General features: G+C 53.7%; 22 protein-coding genes. 6 read left to right on the forward strand and 16 right to left on the reverse strand.

Features of this window, described 5'->3' with window-relative positions:
• Positions 1 to 13: 13 nt before the first annotated feature.
• Positions 14 to 988, forward strand: coding sequence for a MalM family protein (locus tag CPH80_RS02810; protein ID WP_096275517.1), 975 nt, complete (start codon positions 14 to 16; stop codon positions 986 to 988).
• 5 nt (positions 989 to 993) lie between these two features.
• Here CPH80_RS02810 and CPH80_RS02815 read toward each other — a convergent pair whose 3' ends face one another.
• The 3 genes from CPH80_RS02815 to CPH80_RS02825 are packed head-to-tail and all read right to left on the reverse strand — an operon-like array spanning position 994 to position 3,372.
• The gene (locus CPH80_RS02815; RefSeq protein WP_096275518.1) at positions 994 to 2,025 is read right to left on the reverse strand and encodes a polysaccharide deacetylase family protein; all 1,032 of its coding nucleotides are present in this window, start codon (positions 2,023 to 2,025) and stop codon (positions 994 to 996) included.
• Positions 2,022 to 2,699: a DNA-J related domain-containing protein gene (locus CPH80_RS02820; RefSeq protein WP_096275519.1), complete on the reverse strand. Its 678-nt coding sequence runs from the start codon at positions 2,697 to 2,699 to the stop codon at positions 2,022 to 2,024. Before CPH80_RS02820 ends, CPH80_RS02815 begins: the two co-directional genes overlap by 4 nt.
• A 28-nt stretch (positions 2,700 to 2,727) precedes the next feature.
• On the reverse strand, positions 2,728 to 3,372 hold the full coding sequence (locus tag CPH80_RS02825; RefSeq protein WP_096275520.1) for a TetR/AcrR family transcriptional regulator: 645 nt from the start codon (positions 3,370 to 3,372) through the stop codon (positions 2,728 to 2,730).
• A gap of 72 nt (positions 3,373 to 3,444) precedes the next feature.
• Between CPH80_RS02825 and ttcA the strand changes: the two genes are divergently transcribed.
• Complete coding sequence (ttcA, locus tag CPH80_RS02830) at positions 3,445 to 4,365, forward strand: tRNA 2-thiocytidine(32) synthetase TtcA (protein WP_096281341.1); 921 nt, start codon at positions 3,445 to 3,447, stop codon at positions 4,363 to 4,365.
• 48 nt (positions 4,366 to 4,413) lie between these two features.
• Here the strand turns inward: ttcA and CPH80_RS02835 are convergent, their stop codons facing one another.
• The 11 genes from CPH80_RS02835 to CPH80_RS02885 all read right to left on the reverse strand — a co-directional run bounded on the left by CPH80_RS02835 (position 4,414) and on the right by CPH80_RS02885 (position 15,507).
• Entirely contained in the window at positions 4,414 to 5,109 is a 696-nt protein-coding gene (locus CPH80_RS02835; protein ID WP_096275521.1) for a sulfite exporter TauE/SafE family protein, read from the reverse strand.
• A complete protein-coding gene (ccoS, locus tag CPH80_RS02840; protein WP_264754815.1) occupies positions 5,106 to 5,333 on the reverse strand; it encodes a cbb3-type cytochrome oxidase assembly protein CcoS in 228 nt (75 codons plus the stop codon). Before ccoS ends, CPH80_RS02835 begins: the two co-directional genes overlap by 4 nt.
• A 50-nt stretch (positions 5,334 to 5,383) precedes the next feature.
• The gene (locus CPH80_RS02845) at positions 5,384 to 7,834 is read right to left on the reverse strand and encodes a heavy metal translocating P-type ATPase (protein WP_096275523.1); all 2,451 of its coding nucleotides are present in this window, start codon (positions 7,832 to 7,834) and stop codon (positions 5,384 to 5,386) included.
• A complete protein-coding gene (locus CPH80_RS02850; protein WP_096275524.1) occupies positions 7,831 to 8,346 on the reverse strand; it encodes a FixH family protein in 516 nt (171 codons plus the stop codon). Before CPH80_RS02850 ends, CPH80_RS02845 begins: the two co-directional genes overlap by 4 nt.
• Before the next feature lie 51 nt (positions 8,347 to 8,397).
• A complete protein-coding gene (gene ccoG / locus CPH80_RS02855; protein WP_096275525.1) occupies positions 8,398 to 9,825 on the reverse strand; it encodes a cytochrome c oxidase accessory protein CcoG in 1,428 nt (475 codons plus the stop codon).
• An 86-nt stretch (positions 9,826 to 9,911) separates the two neighbouring features.
• On the reverse strand, positions 9,912 to 10,802 hold the full coding sequence (ccoP, locus tag CPH80_RS02860; protein WP_096275526.1) for a cytochrome-c oxidase, cbb3-type subunit III: 891 nt from the start codon (positions 10,800 to 10,802) through the stop codon (positions 9,912 to 9,914).
• On the reverse strand, positions 10,799 to 10,984 hold the full coding sequence (locus CPH80_RS02865; protein ID WP_096275527.1) for a cbb3-type cytochrome oxidase subunit 3: 186 nt from the start codon (positions 10,982 to 10,984) through the stop codon (positions 10,799 to 10,801). The genes ccoP and CPH80_RS02865 overlap by 4 nt, the downstream gene beginning before the upstream one ends.
• Before the next feature lie 4 nt (positions 10,985 to 10,988).
• Complete coding sequence (gene ccoO, locus CPH80_RS02870) at positions 10,989 to 11,597, reverse strand: cytochrome-c oxidase, cbb3-type subunit II (RefSeq protein WP_096275528.1); 609 nt, start codon at positions 11,595 to 11,597, stop codon at positions 10,989 to 10,991.
• 14 nt (positions 11,598 to 11,611) lie between these two features.
• Positions 11,612 to 13,042: a cytochrome-c oxidase, cbb3-type subunit I gene (gene ccoN, locus CPH80_RS02875; protein ID WP_096275529.1), complete on the reverse strand. Its 1,431-nt coding sequence runs from the start codon at positions 13,040 to 13,042 to the stop codon at positions 11,612 to 11,614.
• 240 nt (positions 13,043 to 13,282) lie between these two features.
• A complete protein-coding gene (locus tag CPH80_RS02880) occupies positions 13,283 to 15,109 on the reverse strand; it encodes a diguanylate cyclase (protein WP_096275530.1) in 1,827 nt (608 codons plus the stop codon).
• 107 nt (positions 15,110 to 15,216) lie between these two features.
• A complete protein-coding gene (locus tag CPH80_RS02885) occupies positions 15,217 to 15,507 on the reverse strand; it encodes an antibiotic biosynthesis monooxygenase family protein (RefSeq protein WP_096275531.1) in 291 nt (96 codons plus the stop codon).
• A gap of 86 nt (positions 15,508 to 15,593) precedes the next feature.
• On the opposite strand from CPH80_RS02885, the gene tusA reads away from it, so the two are divergent.
• Positions 15,594 to 15,833: a sulfurtransferase TusA gene (gene tusA, locus CPH80_RS02890; RefSeq protein ID WP_096275532.1), complete on the forward strand. Its 240-nt coding sequence runs from the start codon at positions 15,594 to 15,596 to the stop codon at positions 15,831 to 15,833.
• A gap of 38 nt (positions 15,834 to 15,871) precedes the next feature.
• Here the strand turns inward: tusA and dsbD are convergent, their stop codons facing one another.
• On the reverse strand, positions 15,872 to 17,779 hold the full coding sequence (gene dsbD, locus CPH80_RS02895) for a protein-disulfide reductase DsbD (protein WP_096275533.1): 1,908 nt from the start codon (positions 17,777 to 17,779) through the stop codon (positions 15,872 to 15,874).
• Between the two features lie 158 nt (positions 17,780 to 17,937).
• On the opposite strand from dsbD, the gene CPH80_RS02900 reads away from it, so the two are divergent.
• The 3 genes from CPH80_RS02900 to pdxB are packed head-to-tail and all read left to right on the forward strand — an operon-like array spanning position 17,938 to position 20,984.
• A complete protein-coding gene (locus CPH80_RS02900) occupies positions 17,938 to 18,528 on the forward strand; it encodes an elongation factor P hydroxylase (RefSeq protein WP_096275534.1) in 591 nt (196 codons plus the stop codon).
• Complete coding sequence (locus CPH80_RS02905; protein ID WP_096275535.1) at positions 18,525 to 19,811, forward strand: DEAD/DEAH box helicase; 1,287 nt, start codon at positions 18,525 to 18,527, stop codon at positions 19,809 to 19,811. Before CPH80_RS02900 ends, CPH80_RS02905 begins: the two co-directional genes overlap by 4 nt.
• A gap of 18 nt (positions 19,812 to 19,829) precedes the next feature.
• Entirely contained in the window at positions 19,830 to 20,984 is a 1,155-nt protein-coding gene (gene pdxB / locus CPH80_RS02910) for a 4-phosphoerythronate dehydrogenase PdxB (protein ID WP_096275536.1), read from the forward strand.
• 6 nt (positions 20,985 to 20,990) lie between these two features.
• Here pdxB and CPH80_RS02915 read toward each other — a convergent pair whose 3' ends face one another.
• Complete coding sequence (locus CPH80_RS02915) at positions 20,991 to 21,464, reverse strand: hypothetical protein (protein WP_096275537.1); 474 nt, start codon at positions 21,462 to 21,464, stop codon at positions 20,991 to 20,993.
• Positions 21,465 to 21,521: the final 57 nt, after the last annotated feature.

The raw sequence follows: 21,521 nt of genomic DNA on the forward strand, positions 1-21,521 counted from the left end.
AAAGGGCATTTTAGTGACCGTACACAAAGTTCTGACAGTTTTTGCATGTGCCGCTTTTGGTGCGGTGCTGGCGGGGTGTCAGGTAGGTGGTTCAACGGTATCAGAAAGAGAAGGCTATTTTACCTGGGTGGATGAACAGGGTCGGGTACGCTACTCACCCATAGCTGAGAAAGAACCCCAGGGAAGACCGGCCGCTGATGAATTTACGATCGCGAACTACCCAGATGCGGAAGCGCTCCGACGTAAGGGATATGTGCGTGAAGGCGATGCCCAGCCCTATTTTACCTGGCGGGATGCCGAAGGTAACGTCAGAACCACTGCCTACCAGCCTGATGCCCGAACGGACGAGGAAAAAGGGTTTGTTGCGCCACCCGTTGGGATAACATCGGCAACTGTGTATCACACCAGTGATGTACCTGCGACATCCGAGCCTGTGGCCGGGCATGATCCAGATGCGTTTGCCATTCTGGGGATTGAAGAAAGTGCCGGTAATTACTTGGAGCGTTTTGCTGACAGCTGTTGTCAGGCGCTCGAGACCAAAAATCATGAGCGCTGGCAGGAAGGTCGTGAGTTTGGCATTCACCTGACTGAAAGCTCGCCAGTGCACCGGTTTCTTACGGGAGAAAGCCCCTATCAACTGATTGCTTTACCCCCCGGAGGATGGCGCGAGGAGCGGGTTCTACGCTTGCGGTCCTACGCCAACAACGGCGTGTTTGTCCCTTCTGTTGTATTTCTCAACAGCGAACTCATCCCGGTGCGTTTAGTGACGGATTTGGTCTCAGAATTTGAGGCTGAGAACTGGCATCGCCGTGGCTACCTAGAAGCCCGGATTCCGGTCTCAACCGCTAAGGAGGAGCGCTGGATGCTACTCTTTACTCGTGGGAAAGATCTTGCAGGCCAGACGGTTATCGAAACCCGTCGCGGCCCCCGCAAGATACCTCATGTCAGCATCGGCGAATTCGGGTTGGTTCTGATCGAGGTCCAGTAGGCGGTTCAGTCTTCGGGTTTGCTCAAATCCAACCACGGCTGCGACAGCCAGTAAAAACTGCCTTCTTCTGTCGGATGAGTGCAGTTATAGCGGAATCGACGGCTGTTGAACGGCTTTGGGGCTTTAATCGAAACCTCGTCACCTGACACTTCAAAATCAATACGCCCCATGCCAGAAGCAAAGCAGGTCAGCCTAGCGGGGTCTATTTCTTCCGCGAGCGGCAAGGTAAGTGTAGGTGGGTTCGAATCCATGATTCCGTCGGGCAATGAATTGGCATCAATGGGAAACGCCTTGCTGGCCAACTTATCTTTGAGGCCGTTAAGTTGCCCATAGGCATTGGCCATAGGGAATCGGGGCAAACGTGTTTTCCCCGAAAGCGCGCCAATAGCCCCCGATTGCTGCCCGAATCCAAACCAGCCCCGCTCGGCCACCTCTGCCTCGAGTGCTTCGTCGAACTCGCCATAGGGGTAAGCAAACAGGGGTAAGTCGGTTCCAAGTTTATCTCGCAGCTTAGCCTGAGCCGCATCCAAGCTTTGGGCTATTCGTTGTTTCCAGTTTGCTTTTGCTTCCCCCGGCTTTCTTGCCATGTGGCCATGGCCGGCACTGTGGTTGGCCATGTTCACACCGTCGCGCTCAGCTAGCTCCTGCAACTGCTCCCACGTCATATAACCATGGTTGCCTACGGCTTTGGTGTCTACAAAAATGGTATAGGGCAGAGCACGTTCTTGAAGGATATCTGCTGCGGTGCTGTAAACCGATTCGTAGGCATCGTCGAAGGTGAGGGCAATGCTTTGGTTCGTAGACGGCTTGTCGGAAATGAGGTTCGCCGTCGCATTATGCAGATCAACAACCTCGATACCCAGTTCCGAGATCACATCGAGCTGGGCCTGGAACAAGGATACAGACGTACTGGTAGAAGGCGGCGTGGCGTCGCTGATGTGATGATACTGAAGCACAACCAAGTCGGCTCTTGTGGCAAGGCTGACCAACAAGAGTGGTAATAGGGCTGTTGAGATCCAGAGTTTTCGTGCTGTCATGTCTGCTCCATCATCTGACTGAAATGCGCCTTAAGAACGGTAAACGCTTCATTGAGGGACTGAATTGCTTCCGTCTCACCACCCCGGTCGGGATGGGCCTGCATCACGGCGCGACGAAACGCTTGCTTCACCGTGAGAAAGCTATCGGGTACCGAATCGAATCCTAGCACCTTTGCCGCCTGCAGGGTCTCCGGCCTACTAGGCGCCATGCCTTTGTAACCCGCCCAGAAGTTATCCATCATCTGATTAATCGAATCTTCTGGTAACTCGTATTGGGATAAATCCAGATAGAAGCTGCGCAGGCTATCCACCGTGCCGGGCATGCCATTTCCACCGATTGTGTCCTGGCGTTCAATGCCGATTCGCATGGGCGAGATCGTTAGCTTTTCCCCGGCCTCTGCCAAAGTATCCCTCAGCCGGTAAAGCACGTGAAAGAGCAGAAAGTGAACGGGATAAAGCTTTTGAGTGTCGTGAAACTCCAGCTCACCAATGAGCTTCCAGGGTGGCTTTTGAAGCTTCTTTATCAGGCTCAGCTCGTCTATACCAAGGGACGAGCTGCGAAGCTCATGCTCAACGGCCACCAGTAGGTGCTGGACTTGCTGCTCCAGCATCGAATCAGGCGCTTTTGCGTGCGTTGGTCTTGAGCGATCTGCGGAGATTGGCGTGTTTTTCATGGTACCAATGGTAGGTCAGTGGCAGCCTTCAGGGAAGAGCAGTCAACTTGCGCAACCCACCGGTGAATAGTGCCGTCGAAAAATCCGTAGCTCTCTTGATCTCGTCCTCAGCCTGTTCCGGGTGCTGGTGCACGTGCCTTGCAACCATCACGCTGGTTTCATAGGCAACACCGAAAAAGGCTGCACAAAGATACTCCTGATCGACTTCTGGCAGAATTTTCTGCTCAATGGCAGCCCTGACATCGTCTTCGAGAGACATCATGATGAGCCCGAGGATGCCCGAACCAAACAGCACTTTTAGAGCGCGGTCATTGCGATGGGCAAGTTCATAAACCAGTGGGTCTCGAGCGGTTGCACTGTATAGAGCCAGATAGGAACGGTGAATAAAATCTTCTGCTGTTTCAGCAGAGCGCCGAGAGCGGATCAGGTGTTCATTGAGCCCACTCAGAAAATCGGTGAGCAGCGCAGCAAAAATATCCTGTTTGCTTCGGAAGTAGTTGTAGAACGTACCAGATGCCAGATCCGTTTTGTGGATGAGGTCGCGAATAGTGGTGTTTTCGTACCCTTGTTCCTGAAAACAGATGCGTGCGGCGGCAAGTATCGCCTCGCGGTTGCGTAAGCGGTTCTGTTCTCGTTTACCAATAACCTTTTTTTCTGAGTTCAACATATCCATGTCGACGTCCTGTCCCTGAATTGGTGGGATGCGTATAATCTCATGACCACTCTCCGAATGAACACAGTTGATATGCCCGAAGCGATGATTAACAGCTCAGAAATGGCCTCAAGTACAGAGTACGAACGGTCTCAGAAAATAGAGCAAAATAAGCTACAGAAGCGTCTGCGCCGGGATGTCGGCAAGGCCATCGCCGATTTTTCGATGATCGAAGCCGGCGACAAGGTAATGTGTTGCCTGTCCGGAGGCAAGGACTCGTATGCGATGCTGGACATTCTGCTTAACTTGCAGAAAAGCGCTCCTGTGTCGTTTGAGCTGATTGCTGTCAATCTGGATCAGAAGCAGCCTGGCTTCCCGGAGGACATCCTGCCGGGTTATTTGGCGTCCATGGGCATCGAATACCACATTATCGAGAGAGACACCTACAGTATCGTCAAAGACAAGGTGCCGGAGGGTAAAACCACCTGTGGTTTATGCTCGCGGCTGCGTCGCGGTATTCTTTACAACTTTGCTGAAGAGCATGGTGTGACCAAAATTGCACTGGGGCACCATCGCGATGATCTTTTGGAAACCCTGTTCCTGAATATGTTTTACGGCGGCAAACTTAAAACCATGCCGCCTGTGCTGCATAGCGATGACGGTCGCAATACGGTTATTCGACCGCTGGCCTATAGCCGCGAGAAAGATATTGCCAGGTACGCAGAGCTTAGGCAGTTCCCGATCATTCCTTGCAATCTCTGCGGCTCTCAGGAAAACCTGCAACGTCAGGTTATTAAGGAGATGTTCGAGCACTGGGATAAGCAGCACCCTGGCCGACTTGAGTCGATGTTCAAGGCTTTGTGTAATGTGGAGCCATCGCATCTTGCGGATACAAACCTCTATGATTTCCGCGAGGGCAAGCGCCTAGGTGGTAAGCGCCAGGCGGTTCAGACAACAACGCCAACGGACGAGCCAGAGCAGAACTTTGGCCGCTTGGATGTTCTGAATATATAGATAGTTGAGAGCGCCTTGCGGAGAAGCCAGGCATGAATCAGCGCTGGTTCAGTGACCAATCAGCGCCATAAGCGGCAAGGGCAAGGTCCAGAGCCCAAATAAAATGAGCAGGGCGCCAGTGAACTTCCGGAACGTTCGATTACTTTTTAACCCGCTGATCCAGTTTGCGGCATAACCGGCTGCGAGCATAGAGGGTAGGGTGCCTAGCCCGAAAAACACCATGGTGAGTGCGGCCGAACCCACTGTCGGCTGCAAAGCCGCCCAGCCTAACGTGCTATACACCAATCCACATGGCAGCCAGCCCCAGAGTGCGCCGAGCGCGAGAGCTTGGCCAGCGTGATTAATCGGCAGCAGTCGGCCCGCAAGGGGCGACAGGCGCCTCCAAAGGGGCGCACCAATGCGCTCCACATAACGGATGCCCTGCCACCATTGCCCCATGGATAATCCCATGAAAATCAGCAACAAACCCGCGATAGAGCGTAGCACCAGGCCAAGCTGCGCCCATTGATCTGCGGCCGTCGTGCTTAGGAGTGCAATCAGTGCAGCGATCAGTGCGTAGCTTGCGATTCGCCCGAAGTTGTAGGCTAGCAGTAGCATTGACTGCCGTGTACGAAACCCCTTGCCAACGGGCAGCGCCATGGAGAGAGAGGCGCTGATTCCGCCGCACATGGCAATGCAGTGAGTGCTGCCAAGCAAACCTATGAGAAATGCGCTTGGGTAGCTCAGATACAGTTCCGGAGTCATGACCGGCCCGGTGTGTCTTCTGAATCGTCCTGTTTATTAGCTTGGGTATCCGCTGGTTCTGATGTGACTATGCGGGCTTCTTCAGGAATGAGGTCGTTGTCATCATCGTACAGAATCCGGTGTGCCGGACCTTCCAGATCGTCGTACTGGCCATTTTTAACCGCCCACGAAAACAACAAGATACCCATGGTTACCAGAACCAACATGATAGGTACCAGGAGCATTACGATTTCCATGGAATAAACCTCATAGTGAAAGCCAGATGTTTACGGTATCAGGACGCAACGGGTGCGCCAAATTTCGGTACGTGGCCACGGTTTTTCGGGCGGGTTTGCTTGCCGAGGCGCAACGCGTTCAGCACCACAATTAACGAACTAATCGACATGCCGATGGCTGCAAGCCAAGGGGGAACCAGGCCGGCGGCGGCGAGAGGAAGGGCGCAGACATTATAAACAAGTGCCCAGGTCATATTCTGGCGAATGACTCTTTTTGTGCAGCGGCTGGTATCGATCGCCTCTACCAATTGCATGAGCTGGCCATTAAGCAATACTGCGTCTGCCTTTAGCTGGGTAAGATCTGCCGCAGTGCCCATGGCAACTGAGATGCCAGCTCCAGCCATGGAGGGGAGGTCGTTAAGGCCATCCCCCACCATCATTACCTGGTGACCTTCCGATTTCAGTCTCTTCAGAACATCTAGCTTTTGTTCCGGTGAGGCCTGGCCGATCGCTTCATCAATACCGAGCATGTCGGCAATCTGACGCACATGGCCAGATCGGTCGCCACTCAAAAGGAGTGTGCGGATGCCGGCATCCTGCAAGGCTTTGACTGCCTGTGCGGCGTCGTCTCTAGGTTGGTCATCGAGCCGGAAGCTGGCCAGCCATTCGTTTTCTGAAGCTAGCCAGATCTCCATACCCGAGTGTGATTCAGACTCTGGCACCGGTGCGTGTGTATGTTGCGCAACGAAGTCTCTGTGGCCTATGAAAAAAGACTGATCAGCGAAACTTCCCGAAAGCCCACCGCCCAAATGGTTGCTTACATGATCAATAGCGGCCGCTGGCCAATCATGGAAGACCCGGGCAATCGGGTGTTCCGAATGCTGTTCTAGGCCTGCGGCTAGTCTTAGGTAGGTGTCTTTATCTTCACTGCCGACAATGCGAGTATCAATTAGGCTTAGTTCGCCGCGGGTCAGCGTACCTGTTTTATCGAAAACCACCGTATCTATGGCATTCATCGACTCTAGGGCGTGACCCCGGGTTGGCAAGAAACCCAAGCGCCGGAGCTTGACCGTGGCGGAGGTGATTGCGGTGGGCGTGGCCAGAGACAGTGCACAAGGGCAGGTCACCACAAGCACCGAAAGCGTAATATCAAACGCGTTATCTGCCCCTGCCAACCACCATCCGATCCAGACGATGGGGGCAAGTATGAGCACCCGCCCAACAAACTTGCCCGCAATACGGTCTGCCATGCGGGCCACGGGCGGTTTTTCTGATTGAACGCGATCCAGTATCCGCAGAATGCCCGAAAGGCGTGTCTGAGCGCCGGACTTCTCCACCTGAACGTCTAGCGGATTTTCTCCATTGATGCTTCCGGCATGAACGATATCCCCGGGTACCCGGGTTTCCGGTAGATACTCACCGGTAAGTGCGGCTTCGTTAAGGGTCGATTGGCCACGGAGGATAATACCGTCAACGGGCAAGGTTTCCCCCGGCCGGATTCTAACCACGTCACCCAGCTTCACCTGATGAGCCGGTATAACCTCCGTGTGTTCCTCGGTTACCCGTGTAGCCACCGTAGGGTGGAAGCCGGCCAACGCATTTCCGGTGAGGCCTGCGCGGTACCTGGCTTGAACTTCTATGTAGCGCCCCAGCAGCAGGAAAAAGGTAAACATACACACGGATTCAAAATACACTTCTTCACCGCCCATAACAGTTACCCAAGCACTGGCCAGATAGGCAAGGCCAATCGCAATGGCAACCGGTACGTCCATGGTGAGGTGGCGGGTTTTGATATCACGCAGAGCGTTACGGAAAAACGGCCCTGCGCTATATAGCACTACCGGCGTGGCTACCAGCAGGCTGAACCAACGGAAAAACGCCACAAACTCGGGGGTGAGACCACTGATCAGTTCGAGGTAAAGGGGAAAAGCCAACATCATGCTCTGGAAGGTGCCGATACCCGCAACGGCCAAGCGAATCAACATGGATCGGTTTTCGGATTTTAGCTGATCTTCTACAGCATCGGATTGATAAGGGCGGGCGGTGTAGCCTATCTCATGAACAGCAATCAGCAGGCTGCTAAGGCTGGCTTTATCCTGCGCCCAGACGAGCCTTGCCCGTTGGGTGGTGTGATTCACTGAGAAGGAGAGTACGCCCGGTTGCTTCTTCAAGTGGTTTTCGAGCAACCAGATGCAAGCTGCGCAGGTAATGCCGCCAATCAGAAGCTGAGCTTCCTGGCCGCCTTTAACGGGAGAAACAAAGGCTTGCTGAACCAGAGGATGATCCAATTCCCGGAGCCGATCGAGTTCGGCGCCGGTTAGTTTTCGGGGTGTGATAGCCGCTTCGGTACGCAGTTGATAAAAACCCGCAAGGCCTTCTGTGTGTATGATGTTGCACACAGCCTTGCAGCCTTCGCAGCAGAAAAACCGGGCTTGCCCGTCGATCTGAAATGTAATTGGCGGCTCCCCGGTAGCCGGTTCGCCGCAATGGAAGCAATCCTGGGGTTTCACCCTTGCGCGGAGCCTTTTGAGCGCATGTGAAGCTTACTATCTGTAGGTAACTGAGCCTCTCCCTTGAGCCTCCAGAGGTTATCTGGTCCGCGGAGCTCGTAATACCAGCGCCCATCTATGTCGTCCAGCATGGTTCCAGTGTAATGGCCGTTGCCATCGCTCCGGAACTGAATGGTACGGTCGTTCTGGGCCAACGTTGGGTGGAACAGATTGAGTACTAGGTAAGGGAAATCCGCGGGGCCTTGCTCAGTGCTAACCGTCAGCAGGATGGCTCGGTTTTCAAACGCCAAATCAGCGTTCACGCCCAACTCCGTGGCCTTCAAGTCACGGGCTATCTCTTGGTTGATTGCCCGGCCTTCCTTCGAATAATCATCCGAAACCATCGTGTCATCCATGTTCGCGGCAACAACGAGCATAAACGTACTAAAAATAATCGCGGCCAGTGGGGCTATGGTCAGAAACCAGAACCAAGGCTGGCGATACCAGGGTGCTACGGGAACTTCTTCATTCATAATACGCAGTCTCATCTGTGTGCAGGTTGCCAACGGTGGTCCCAAAAAGGATCACTGCGTGGGGCCGACAAATCGGCTTTCGGTCTCCAGCTTCAGTGAAGCGTCCGTTTCAGACTGTGCATGGAAGATGATTTCATTGTTTGATTGCGGAATGGACTCAGGTGGTACATCTACGACGGTAGGCAGTGCTCGGTTCTCACCGCTGTCTACCGTTATCTGAGTCTGGGTCAGAATACGAATGCCTTCCATGCCTTTAACAGCTAATGTAAAAGTCTGTGGCACCTCTGTCATATTAACGAGCTTCAAGGTATACGAGTTTTCGATTCGTCCCTCACCGTTGAAGCTGTACAGCGTACCCCGATCTCGAAGAACATCCAGTTGGGCGGGTACACGGGTCGCCACCACAAAAATGATAGCGGATACCATGGCTGTTAACACTGCGCCGTACCCAAACGTGCGTGGTCGCAATAACTTCGACGGCTTGCCTTCCAGTTCGTTCTCGGTGGTGTAACGGATCAGTCCGCGAGGGTAGTCCATTTTGTCCATGATCTCATCACAGGCATCAATACAAAGTGCGCAACCAATGCACTCGTACTGCAGGCCATCGCGAATATCGATGCCGGTAGGGCATACCTGAACGCATTGACCGCAGTCTATGCAGTCGCCCAAACCCACTTCCTCAGGCTTTACATCCTTCTTGCGACCACCGCGCGGCTCGCCACGGTTAGGGTCATAGGAGACGATGCGGGTATTAGGATCAAACATCACAGACTGGAAACGCGCATACGGGCACATATACAGGCATACCTGCTCACGCATCCAACCCGCGTTAAGATAGGTTGCTACGGTAAAAAACGCAACCCAGAAATACGCCCAGCCGTTAGCTTGGAAGGTGAAAATGTCGGTAACCAGTTCCCGAATAGGATAGAAGTATCCAATAAACGTTAACCCGGTCAGCAGCGAAATAATAAGCCAGATTATATGTTTTGCTGATTTCTTTAGCATTTTTTCGGTGGAATTCGGTGCTTTGTCCAGTTTCATCCGCTTGTTGCGGTTACCTTCAATGCGCTCTTCCACCCACATAAAGATGAACGTCCATACGGTTTGAGGGCAGGTATAGCCACACCACACTCGACCAAACAGGGTGGTAATGAAGAACAGACCAAAGGCACAGATAATCAACATGCCCGAGAGCAGGAAGAAGTCTTTGGGGTAGAAGGTAGCTCCGTAGAGGTTAAACTCCCGGGCCGGCAGATCAAAATGGATTAACGGAGCGCCGTCTAGTGTCAGCCAGACAAACAGAAAGTACATGCCCATAAGAAGCAAAAGGCTGACTGTACGGATACGCTGGAACAGACCGGTTACTTCTTTGGCGTAAATTTTCTTCCGGCTAGCGTAAAGCTCAATCGTTTCCGTTTTATTTTCGCCCGAAGGTTCCTTGGAGGGGTCGACCTGTGTGACAGGAATTTGGTTACTCATGGATACCTCCAGGTGTAGCAATAAAGCGCGAGAGGGGCCTTGCGGCTTGAGCAGACCATGCCGGGCCAAGCGGCCCGGCTGGAATGTCAGTTGGAGAGGCTGTAAACGTACGCGCCTAGAATCTGGATCTGATCCTCTGAAAGCCGGCCGCCCTGGGCTGGCATCTCGTTCTGGCGACCGTGAACAACAGTCTCCTTGATCCATTTATAGGTAGAGCCATAGAGCCAAACGTTATCGGTCAGGTTCGGTGAGCCCATCGCTTGCATGCCCTTACCGTCTGCGCCGTGGCAAGCTACGCAAGCCTGAGCAAACACAGCTTCACCGGCTTCGGCCGCGTCTGCGTCTTTCTCACGACCGCTGAAGCTCAGCACATAGTTTACCACTTGGTCGACCTGTACGTTGGTCATGCTAGGCATAACGCCTTTGGCAGGCATGTTGCCTATGCGACCATTGTGCAGAGTTTCCAAGATAGCGTCCGGTGTACCGCCCCACAGCCAATCATCGTCGGTCAGGTTGGGAAAGCCAACCTGACCGCGTGCGGCAGAGCCATGGCACACGGAGCAGTTGTTGGCAAACAGGCGCTGACCAATCTTCAGTGCGTCTTCGTTCTTTGCCAGTTCGGGTACCGGAGTCCCGCCGTACAGGGCATAGATTTCGCCGTACTTTTCATCAGCAGCTGCAACTTCTGCTTCCCACTGATTGGTGGATGTCCAGTTCAGCAGGCCTTTGTAGTTGCCCAGACCAGGGTACAGAGCCAGGTAGCCAAGGGCGAAAATGCAGGTTGCTGCGTACAGGTAAAACCACCACTTGGGCAGCGGGTTATCATACTCTTCGATGCCATCGAAGGAGTGGCCCGTGGTGCGTTCGGTTTCTGCATCGGTTGTCTGACTCTTACGAGTGGCGAACAATAGCCACCAGCAACCGAAGACCGTACCGAGCATGATCACACTGATCCAGATGCTCCAGAACGTAGTCATTGTTTTTTCTCCGTTTTTTCCTGTTCAAGAGTACGCTTATCAACCTCGTCATCATCGAACGGCAGGTGGGCTGCTTCGTCGTTCGCCTGTTTTCGGTGGGCGCTAAACGCCCACCAGATGATGCCGATGAATACCACTATCAAGATAAGAGTCTGGACGCCGCGTAAGTCGTTAATATCCATCAAATCACCGTTTGTCTGAAAGCACGGTGCCCAGCTGCTGCAGATATGCGAGCAGGGCTTCGATTTCAAACTTGCCTTCCAGTTCACCCGCTGCACCAGCGATCTGCTCGTCCGTGTAAGGCACGCCCAGCGTCTGCATGGCGGACAGCTTGGCTGCAGTGCCTTTATGATTTACCACGTCTTCGAACAGCCAAGGGAAAGCAGGCATGTTGGATTCAGGAACCACGCTGCGCGGGTTGAACAGGTGCTGGCGTTGCCAGGCATCTGAGTAACGACCACCGACACGGGCGAGGTCTGGACCCGTGCGCTTGGAGCCCCAAAGGAAGGGGCGATCGTAGACAAACTCGCCCGCAACGGAATAGTGGCCGTAGCGCTCGGTTTCTGCGCGGAACGGACGGATCTGTTGGGTGTGGCAGACGTGACAGCCTTCACGGATGTAGATGTCACGGCCTTCCAGTTCCAGTGCTGGCAGAGGCTCAAGGCCCTCGATGGGTTCGTTGACGCTCTTCAGGAAGAACAGCGGTACCACTTCCGCAAGAAAGCCACCACTTATGGTCAGGATGATAAGAACCATCATCAGGCCAATATTTTTTTCGACAATATCGTGTCTCATTTGCTCTCTCTCCGTTACGCCGCTTGAACTGCCGCATTGTTCTGGGCAACCGCTTCTTTCTGACGCACGGTCATGTATACGTTGTAGGCCATGATCAGCATACCGGTCAGGAAGATGACGCCGCCGAGGAAGCGCACAAAGTAGCCTGGGTAGGATGCTTCAAGAGATTCTACAAAGCTGTAGGTGAGGGTGCCGTCGTCGTTGACTGCACGCCACATCAAGCCCTGCATGATGCCGTTTACCCACATAGCTACGATATAAAGCACGGTGCCGATTGTTGCCAGCCAGAAGTGCACGTTGATCAGGCTTACGCTGTACATTTCTTTCAAGCCCCAGAGTTTCGGAACCATGTGATAAATAGCGCCGAAGCTGATCATTGCAACCCAGCCGAGTGCACCTGAGTGTACGTGGCCGATCGTCCAGTCCGTGTTGTGGGACAGTGCGTTTACAGTCTTGATCGACATCATTGGGCCTTCAAAAGTGGACATGCCGTAAAACGACAAGGAAACCACCAAGAAGCGCAGGATGGGGTCAGTACGCAGTTTGTGCCAAGCACCTGACAGGGTCATCATGCCGTTGATCATGCCGCCCCAAGACGGTGCAAGCAGAATCAGGGACATAACCATGCTGGCAGTCTGGGCCCAGTCGGGCAGCGCCGAATAGTGCAGGTGGTGCCCACCGGCCCATACGTAGGTCGCAATCAGTGCCCAGAAGTGAACGATCGACAGACGATAGGAGTAAATCGGACGTTCGGCCTGCTTGGGAACAAAGTAGTACATCATGCCCAGGAAGCCTGCGGTGAGGAAGAAGCCTACCGCGTTATGGCCATACCACCATTGCATCATGGCGTCGGTTACACCGGCATAGGCCGAGTACGACTTAAAGGCACTGACCGGCAACGCCAGGTTGTTGAAAATATGCAGCACACCGATGGTGAGGATAAACCCGCCATAGAACCAGTTGGCAACATATATATGTGGCGTGCTTCGCTTGGTAATAGTGCCGAAGAACACAAAACCGTAAGTAACCCAGACCACTGCGATCAGGATATCGATGGGCCACTCTAGCTCCGCATATTCTTTGGTGCTGGTGAGGCCCATTGGCAGTGTAATGGCTGCTGCAACAATGACAGCGGTCCAGCCCCAGAAGGTGAAGGACGCCAACTTGTCCGAAATCAGGCGTGTTTGGCAAGTGCGCTGAACCACGTAATACGACGTGCCAAGCAGGGCGCTACCACCAAAACCGAAAATGACGGCGTTGGTATGCAGAGGTCTTAGGCGACCAAAGTGGGTGAAGGGGAGGTCGAAGTTGAGAGAGGGCCAGACCAGTTGTGCTGCAATCAACACGCCCAGTGCCATACCAACAACACCCCATACCACTGTCATGATGGCGAACTGCCTCACCACCTTATAGTTGTATGTCAGGTTCGGATTTTGTGTGCTCATAGCCTTACCAATGGGTTCAATGTGGGGAATTATGCGGGCGCAAGTATGGGGAAAGCATTAGCTGTTTGCAATGACGTGGATCAACTCCTGACATCCATCAACTGTGCCCGAATCAGCAGCATAGCGCTCTTCCGACACGCTTTGCAGCAGATGCCCTATGATAGCCCGTAGTTGATCAAGTTGAGCTTGGCAAACTTGATTAAGAACAAAAAATGCAACATTGATTCAAAAATAACTACTTTAACCCTCAGCGGTAGCGGTTTGGTTGCGCCCCCGGGCCTTCGCTTCATACAGCGCTCTGTCTGCTCGCTCAAAAAATTCTTGCTGATCCTCGCCTGGTCGCAGCGAAGCAATGCCCGCGCTCATCGTAAGTTGCACAGTTGCGCCGTTTGGAGCCTCAACAACGGTGTCGTGAAGGTCTTCCAGCAGGGCCTTGCATACTTTTTTCGCACCTTCAATGTCGGTGCCCGGTAGCAGTAGCGCAAACTCTTCACCGCCATACCGGATCGTAATATCCCGTGGGCGTTTTACATGCCGGGACAAAATATCTGCAATGAGTTGCAGGCAGGTGTCGCCAAAGCCGTGGCCCCAGGTGTCATTGACGGCTTTAAAGTGATCGGCATCGAGCAAGCCCAGTGATAGCGGTTGGCCGGTTCTGCGTGCCTCAGCACACAGCTCGGGCAGAATATTATCCATGTGACGCCGGTTATAAAGGCCGGTAAGGGGATCGTTAAGACTAAGAGTCGCGAGCTTTTGATTGGCGTTTTCTAGTTCCCGCATAGTAGAGCGCAGCTGAGCGGTGCGTTCGTGCACCCGGAATTCCAAGTCAGTTCGGGCTTCCTGCTCTACCTCGAGTAGCTTGTCGTTCAGAAGTCGCCAGCGCTGAACCATGGCGTAGTTCAGCAGAATGACCTGGCCGCCGATAGCCACCTGCATCAGCGACTCCCGAGCTAAGAAGTCTGGCAGGTAGCCGAAGGCCGCTGAGGCGTAAATTACTGCCCCAACGGCCATGATCGCCCACGCAAGAACGTACCATTTTGCCGGCTGGTAGCCTTGATGCCACCGGCTTATGGCGATGATGGAAAGGATGAATATGATGATTAGCGCGAGCGCAGTATTGAAAAGGATGGCCTGGCTGTATGGGAGTAGTAAGGTCAGCCCAGTAAAGCCAGCGCATATCCAGATAATGGCTTTCAGTGTTTTGTCTGCACGAGTGCGCTGTTTTATTTCAAGGAACGACCGCCCGAACAAGGTCATGGCCAAAGCACACAATATGAGGGTCAGTGGAATGGAAGTGTTCGCGAATTCCGGGCTATCAGGCCAGAAATACTGATTAGCAAAACCACCCATGGCAAACAGAAAAAGCCCCATGGCACCCATGTAAAAGGCGTTGTGCAGGTAATAGATGGTTCCGGAGCTGAAAAACAGAAGGAGATTGAAAATGGCGAGCACCAGAATTGCGCCATAGAACAGGCCGTGGGTGAGTGCCAAGTGATTGCTTTCAGTAACTAGCTCAGCGGGAGTTTGCAGAATCAATGGGATGTTCACAGCGCCACTACTGTGTACGCGCATGGTAATAGAGCGAGTTTCGCCGCTGTTGAGTAGGATCGGCAGAAGGAAGTATCTGTAGTCTAAGGCCCTTGTGTTAAAGGGTTGCCGATCACCGGTTACAAGAGTGTCATTAGGATCGTTGCCCTGCCAAAACGTAACCTCATCCAGTAGAGGGTAGTTCAGATTGAGATACCACAGCTGGCGCTCATTGGCGTTATTTTGGACATTCAACCGTACCCAGTAAACTGAGCTTGTTTGGCTGAAAACCAAGTCGTGCCCGCGGGAGGGTGTCCATTCTAGGCTTTTCGGCAGTTCATCCGGCTGGGTTGCGCTATGAGCCGGGTCGCCTGGCGATGTTTGGTGATAGCACACATAGTACATCAGTGAGTTGCGCGCCTGGGGATCGCTGGCATCCAGCACCGGGCACCCCGACACCGGCAGTGTTGCCTGTGCGAGGGCCAATGCGGGAACCGCACAGCAGGCCAGAAGAAAAAGCAGGCGCGAAAAATGTGACATCAGTAATTTCCGAAACTATTAGAGCCCGGAGTGTAGCGAACGTACACAATCTATACTGTTAAACACTTTAAAATTATGCGAGTCGTCACAGGCTAAATGTATTTAGGTCAAACACCACTCTGTTTAAGCACGGTTATGGTTTCATTCATGTCCATCATGGGAATAAGTTCTGCCATTAGTTCGCGACGGTCGTCGGACAGGTACCAGCGGTTCCAATCGGCTTCGGAGCGCCAGTTTGCAAGCGTAATCCGGTGATTGGGGTCGTTACTGGCAACCAGTGTTTCTCCAGAAATGAATCCCGGCGCTGCGACGGCGCGTTGCAGTACTTTGCGGGAGCGCTCCTCATAGGCAGTTTCAAGGGATTCGGCTATGTGGCGTTCAATTAGAACCCGGATCATAAAAATCTCCAGACATTTTTTAAGGGTATAAACAGTAATTTAGCACGTATTTCTGAAAAATCAGATCAAACCAAAGGAGAAAATGTATGACAGCTGCTGAGTGTGATGCTGAGCTGGACACCTGTGGCCTTTTTTGCCCGGAACCCGTGATGATGCTACATAACCGCATCAACGATGTGGCACCGGGTAAGGTTTTGCGGGTTGTCGCAACAGACCCCTCAACAACCCGTGACATACCTAGGTTTTGTCAGTTTCTGGGGCATGAGTTGGTCAGCCGCACCGAGCAGGATGATCGTTTTATTTATCTTATACGCCGTGGCGATTGACTCCCGGGGTTGCAGGGTGTCAATGATGTGGGGGGCGGTCAGATGGCAGAAGATAGCCCTTTGATGTGATTCAAAAACTGGTTCTTGTTCATTTCGCCTAGAACCCGCTGCTGCGAGATCTCTTTACCATTTCTGTTGTAGAACAGAATGGCTGGCGGCCCGAACAGGCCCAGTTCGTCTAGCATGGCTTGTTGAACGTTGGTGTTGTCTGTGAGGTCAATTTGTAGCAGCGTGAAGGGTTCGAGCGAGCGAATCACCTCTGCATCACTAAACACATTACGCTCCATGACTTTGCAGGAAATACACCAGTCTGCGTAGAAATCCAGCACAACCGGGCGCCCCTGTTGTTGCGCCTGCAGCAGCAGGGTCTTGATGTCCGATGGTGCCTCTACTCGAATGAAGTCTGCGTGGCTGCCGTTATAGCCGGCTGAGTTGCCTGACGCTCCTGCAGGCGCTGCTTTGGCGACGAACGGATCTAAGGGCGCGAGCGGGTCATTGGCGCCAGCCATTGCTCCGGCCAGCAGTGCTAGGCCATAAGTAAAAAAGATCAGCCCCAGCCCTTTTCTGGTGCGTTCCCAGCCGGCTTTGGCTGCGTCGAAGGCCCCCAGCTGTACGCCGGTTACAGCGATCAAGATGCCCCAGAGGGTCAAGCCGATCCATCCGGGAACCAAGCGCTCAATGAGCCAGATGGCGACCGCAATCAGCATCACGCCATAAAAGTGTTTAACAGTGGTCATCCAGTGCCCTGTGGTTGGCAGCAGCTTGCGACCGCCAACGGCTACCAGAATAAGCGGAACACCCATGCCCAGCCCTAGTGCTAGCAAGGCAATGCCGCCGATCACAGCATCTTGTGTGGTGGATATGTACAGCAGGCTACCGGCAAGTGGGGCAGAAACGCAGGGAGATACGATTAGAGCTGAGAGAGCGCCAATGCCAAAAATGCTGATCACCCGGCCACCGGTGAGGCGTTGGCTGGCGTCATTCAAGGGCTCGAGAATGAAGCGTGGGAGCTGGATCTCAAACACATCAAACATAGACAGCGCAAAGACGACGAACATCAGGGCAAACACGCCGAGTACCCAAGGTGACTGAAGCTGTGCCTGCAGGTTGAAGCTTGCGCCCAGCAGCCCTGTAAGAACACCGGCCGCGGCGTAGGTAAGAGCCATGCCCAGTACGTAACTGCCGGAAAGCAGCAACGCGTGCTGGGTTGAGCGGGTGTTCTGCCCTGAAACCAGTGAAGAGATGATTGGAACCATAGGTAGCACGCAAGGCGTGAACGTCAGCCCCAGGCCAAGCAAGAAAAAGACACCAGCGATAACCAGGGTTGATTGCTCCGAGAGTAAACCCGCAAGCCCGGTTGCTGAATCGGTGTCGACCCGTGACGTCGCTCCGGTTTGAGAAGTGTCGCTCTGGCTACCAAGTGCCTGCCCCGCGCCGGAATCCTGACTTTGGTAAAACAGTACTTCACGGGTCTGCGGTGGATAGCATAACCCAGCCTCGGCACAGCCTTGATAAGTTACTTCGAAGCGGGCTTCACGCATATTGGCAGGTAGAGTTACCGGGACGGTCGCTTCTACAGGATCAAAGAAAACCGTGGTTTTGCCAAAGTACTCGTCCTCAGTTTCGGTGCCAGAACTGGAATACTCCAAGGCGCCAGCAGTGGAGCCCTCATCCAGCGCTCTGATGCTGATGCGGTCGCGATAAAGGTAGTGTCCGGGCGTTATATCCCAAGACAGCACAACGGCATTTTCTTCCGTGGAATGGCTAAACGGAAGGGCTTCATCCACTTGGAGAAACTGGTTGCCTTGGCCCCCGAAAAGCGAGGTGTTGCCACCAAATGCCCAAGCTGCGTTCGCTGCTGTAAGTAGCAGTGCAAATACGAGCAACAAAATGGATGGTGCGGTGAGGCGACGAGTGCTGCCATAAGCGGTGGATAGAGCTGTCATGAAGTGCGCAATTTCCCGGTTGATTTAAGACAAAGGAGATCGCCGGCCATGCCGGGTGAGCTCGTGATTCAGTAATGTTCAGCCAGCCAGTGGACACAAAAGCGCTACAAAAGTTCCCTCTGGCATTGAGCGCGTTAAAGTCGCACAATAGCGTCCCAATGAATCACAGTCCAAACGATCTTATTATGCTGTTTAATGGCCTGTTCCGGAAAGCTTTCCGGACAGTGCTGGTCAGAGGCGGCGAAGAACCTGAATACCTGCCAGCAGGCAGTGCCAATGACCCTGCACATATTGTTTTCGCCCACGGCTATTATGCCAGTGCTTTGCACGAAATAAGCCATTGGTGCGTAGCGGGTGAGCACAGGCGCACACTTCACGATTATGGTTACTGGTACTGCCCGGATGGGCGCACGCTCGAGCAGCAGCGAGCGTTTGAGCAGGTTGAAGTAAAGCCGCAGGCTATAGAGTGGCTGTTCTCCGTGGCCGCTAGCTCACGTTTTCATATCAGCGTGGACAACCTGTCTGGAGAGGGCGCGTCGGACGACGGTGGATTCCGTTGCAAAGTACTGGAACAGGCAGAGGACTACCTGGCCAGAAGCCTGCCGAAGCGGGCACAATCCTTTTTTGATACGCTGAAATCGTTTTATGGAACCGGCGATACTTTCAGTAAAGCCTGGCGCGATGACGTTGGGCGCGTGGTTCCGTTATATTCTGAAAAGAACATTATGAGGCAAACTGAGACTCCATGACATTTGACCCAAAGCATACCGGCGATCTGAGATTCAGCGAATTGAATCTGGATAAGCGCCTGCTGGACGCTATTGCTGCCATTGGTTTCGAATACTGCACACCCATACAGGCTGAAACTCTGCCTTGGACACTGGCGTGTGAAGATCTGATTGGCCAGGCCCAAACCGGAACCGGTAAAACGGCGGCGTTTCTTATTACTGCTATCCAAAGCCTGCTGGAAACCCCCATACCTGAAGGCGACCGTTTTGCGTCGGAGCCCCGCGTTTTGGCGCTGGCACCCACCCGTGAACTCGCCATGCAGATTGCCAAGGATGCCGAGGAACTGTGCCAGCATACAGGCCATAATGTGGTTACCGTGGTTGGCGGTATGCACTATGACAAGCAGCGTGAACAGCTACATAACGGTGTTGTTGATATTTTGGTCGCCACGCCTGGTCGCCTGATTGACTTTCTGGGTTCCCAGGATGTGTTCCTAGATCAGCTCGATATCCTCATTTTGGATGAGGCAGATCGCATGCTAGACATGGGCTTTATCCCAGACGTGAAGCGCATTATCCGCAAATGTAGCCCAAAGGATGATCGCCAAACACTGCTGTTCAGTGCCACGTTCAATCAGGACGTGCTCAACTTGGCCTCCATGTGGACCAGCAACGCTGAGTTTGTGGAAATTGAGCCAGAGCAGAAAACGGCTGAGCGGGTGGAACAAAGTGTTTATCTGGTGGGCGACGACGAGAAACTTCCAGTACTGGTGAACTACCTGAAGCGACCAGAGGTAAAAAAGGCGCTGGTGTTTGCCAATCGTCGTGACCAGTGCCGTGACCTGGAAGAGGATCTGCGCAATCAGGGGGTAAAGGTAGCCCTAATGTCTGGTGAAATTGCCCAGAACAAGCGCCTGAAAACCCTAGAACAGTTCAAAGAAGGCAGCATTCAGGTTCTGGTGGCCACCGATGTGGCAGGGCGGGGTATCCATGTGAATGGCGTCACCCACGTATTCAATTACAACCTGCCTGATAACGCCGAAGATTATGTTCACCGCATCGGTCGTACGGGTCGGGCGGGCGAAACCGGCGTATCTGTTAGTTTTGCTGGGGAGGATGACTCGTTTGGCCTTCCTGCTATTGAGTCCTATATCAACCAGAAACTCAAAACCGCCGTGCCGGACGAAGTACTGATGGCTGAAATGGATAACCCACCGATTACCCGTAAGCGCGGCCGGCGCCCGCCTCAAGGGCAGGGAGGCCGTGGACCGGGTGGTCGTAACTCGCGCCCACGTAGGAACTGATAAAGGCTGGCAGCTAACATGTTGATCGTTGCAGATGAAAACATCCCGCTGTTGGACGCTTTTTTTGGCGACATCGGGGAGATCCGGCGCGTGTCTGGTCGTACCATGAGTGCGGAAGATGTCCGTGAGGCCGACGTGCTGTTAGTTCGGTCGGTCACACGGGTAAACCGCACTCTGCTCGAAGGCAGCCGTGTGCGGTTTGTCGGAACGGCAACCATTGGCACCGACCACATTGATTTGGGTTGGCTTAAAGAAAACGGCATCCATTTTTCAGCAGCGCCAGGCTGCAATGCCAATAGCGTTGCTGAATATGTGCTGTCGGTTTTGTCCTTGTATGCCGAGCGCTGCGCGCTGGGTGATTGGTCGCGGCTTAGTGTCGGTATCGTCGGCGTCGGAAATGTGGGCCGCGAGCTGGCCGAAAAACTCGGCCGTCTTGGTTTCAGCGTAAAACTTTGTGACCCGCCCCGGGCTGAGCGTGAACCGAAAGCTGCCGGTACGTTTGTTGATTTGAATGAGGCGCTTACGTGTGACGTGGTCTCATTCCACACCCCTCTAACTCGTGATTCTGCATATCCCACCTATCACATAATCAGCGAGCGAGAGCTCGCTGGGTTAACCGCTAAGCAGCTGGTGATTAACGCCGGTCGAGGCGAGGTGATTGATGGGGCAGCGCTGCTCAAGCGGCTGGATCAGGCTGATGCGCCATTGGTCGCTCTTGATGTCTGGGAGCAAGAGCCGCAGATAAGCCCCGAGCTAGTGGATAGAGTATGGCTGGCTACCCCGCATATCGGGGGCTATAGCCTTGAGGGCAAGGTTCAGGGAACGGAGATGATTTACCGGGCCATGAGCCGGTTCATGGGCCTGCCAACACGCAAGCAAGCAGGGCAGTTCCTGCCGGAGCCCGCTCTGAGCAAAGTATCGTTTACCAGTGCAGCCGATGAGCAGGCTGCCATCCAAATAGCTTTGCGGTCCTGCTACGACCCTCGACAGGATGATGCGCGCCTACGCCACGCTATGAGAGCGCCTGCGGACGAGCGCGGTGCGGCTTTTGATCGCTTGCGTCGGGATTACCCAGTGCGGCGAGAATGTTCTAGCCTGAAAGTACAGCTAAAAGGCACGAGCAAATCTCTGCAGGACAGCTTTCGAGCCATCGGGTTCAAGCTCAAAATCTGACAGCAGCTAACGCGCTGACGGTTTGTCCGCAAAAAGAGTAGCCCTAACAGCGTAACCAATGCGCACAGAATGACGACTTTTCAGCGCAGTGCGCACTAGGTGTATGTGGCTGGAGAGATCTTCCTGCAACGAGGGTGGTAAGGATGTTCTTGCAGGATCTTGCGGCCCCATGAGTTTCTCAACGAGCGCATCTGGTGCTGGCGAGCTCAGGCGCGTGAACGCTTCCTGGGTGAGAATCGCCTGATCAAGAGCCTCCTGCCTGATTGTGTCCACATAACGTAAAAAGCCTTCCTCTGCCAGCCAGAGCAGCGCGCCAAAACATGCCATGTGGCGTTTGCTATGCAAGCCGAATTCATCCGTTTCATCGGGGCCTGCAATATCCTCTACAAACAGGTTTACCCGCCTTGGGAAGGCGCTATAAAGTTGCGCCAAGGCTATGGCTGCGTCTTTGTAGAACTCTTCAACGTGGATGTCAGCCATGGGACGGATTCCTTTTTGCCTGTGCTTTTATTGCCGATGCGTTTGTTGCTGACGCGA

It is taken from the genome of Marinobacter sp. LV10R510-11A, assembly GCF_900215155.1.
Lineage (GTDB): Bacteria > Pseudomonadota > Gammaproteobacteria > Pseudomonadales > Oleiphilaceae > Marinobacter.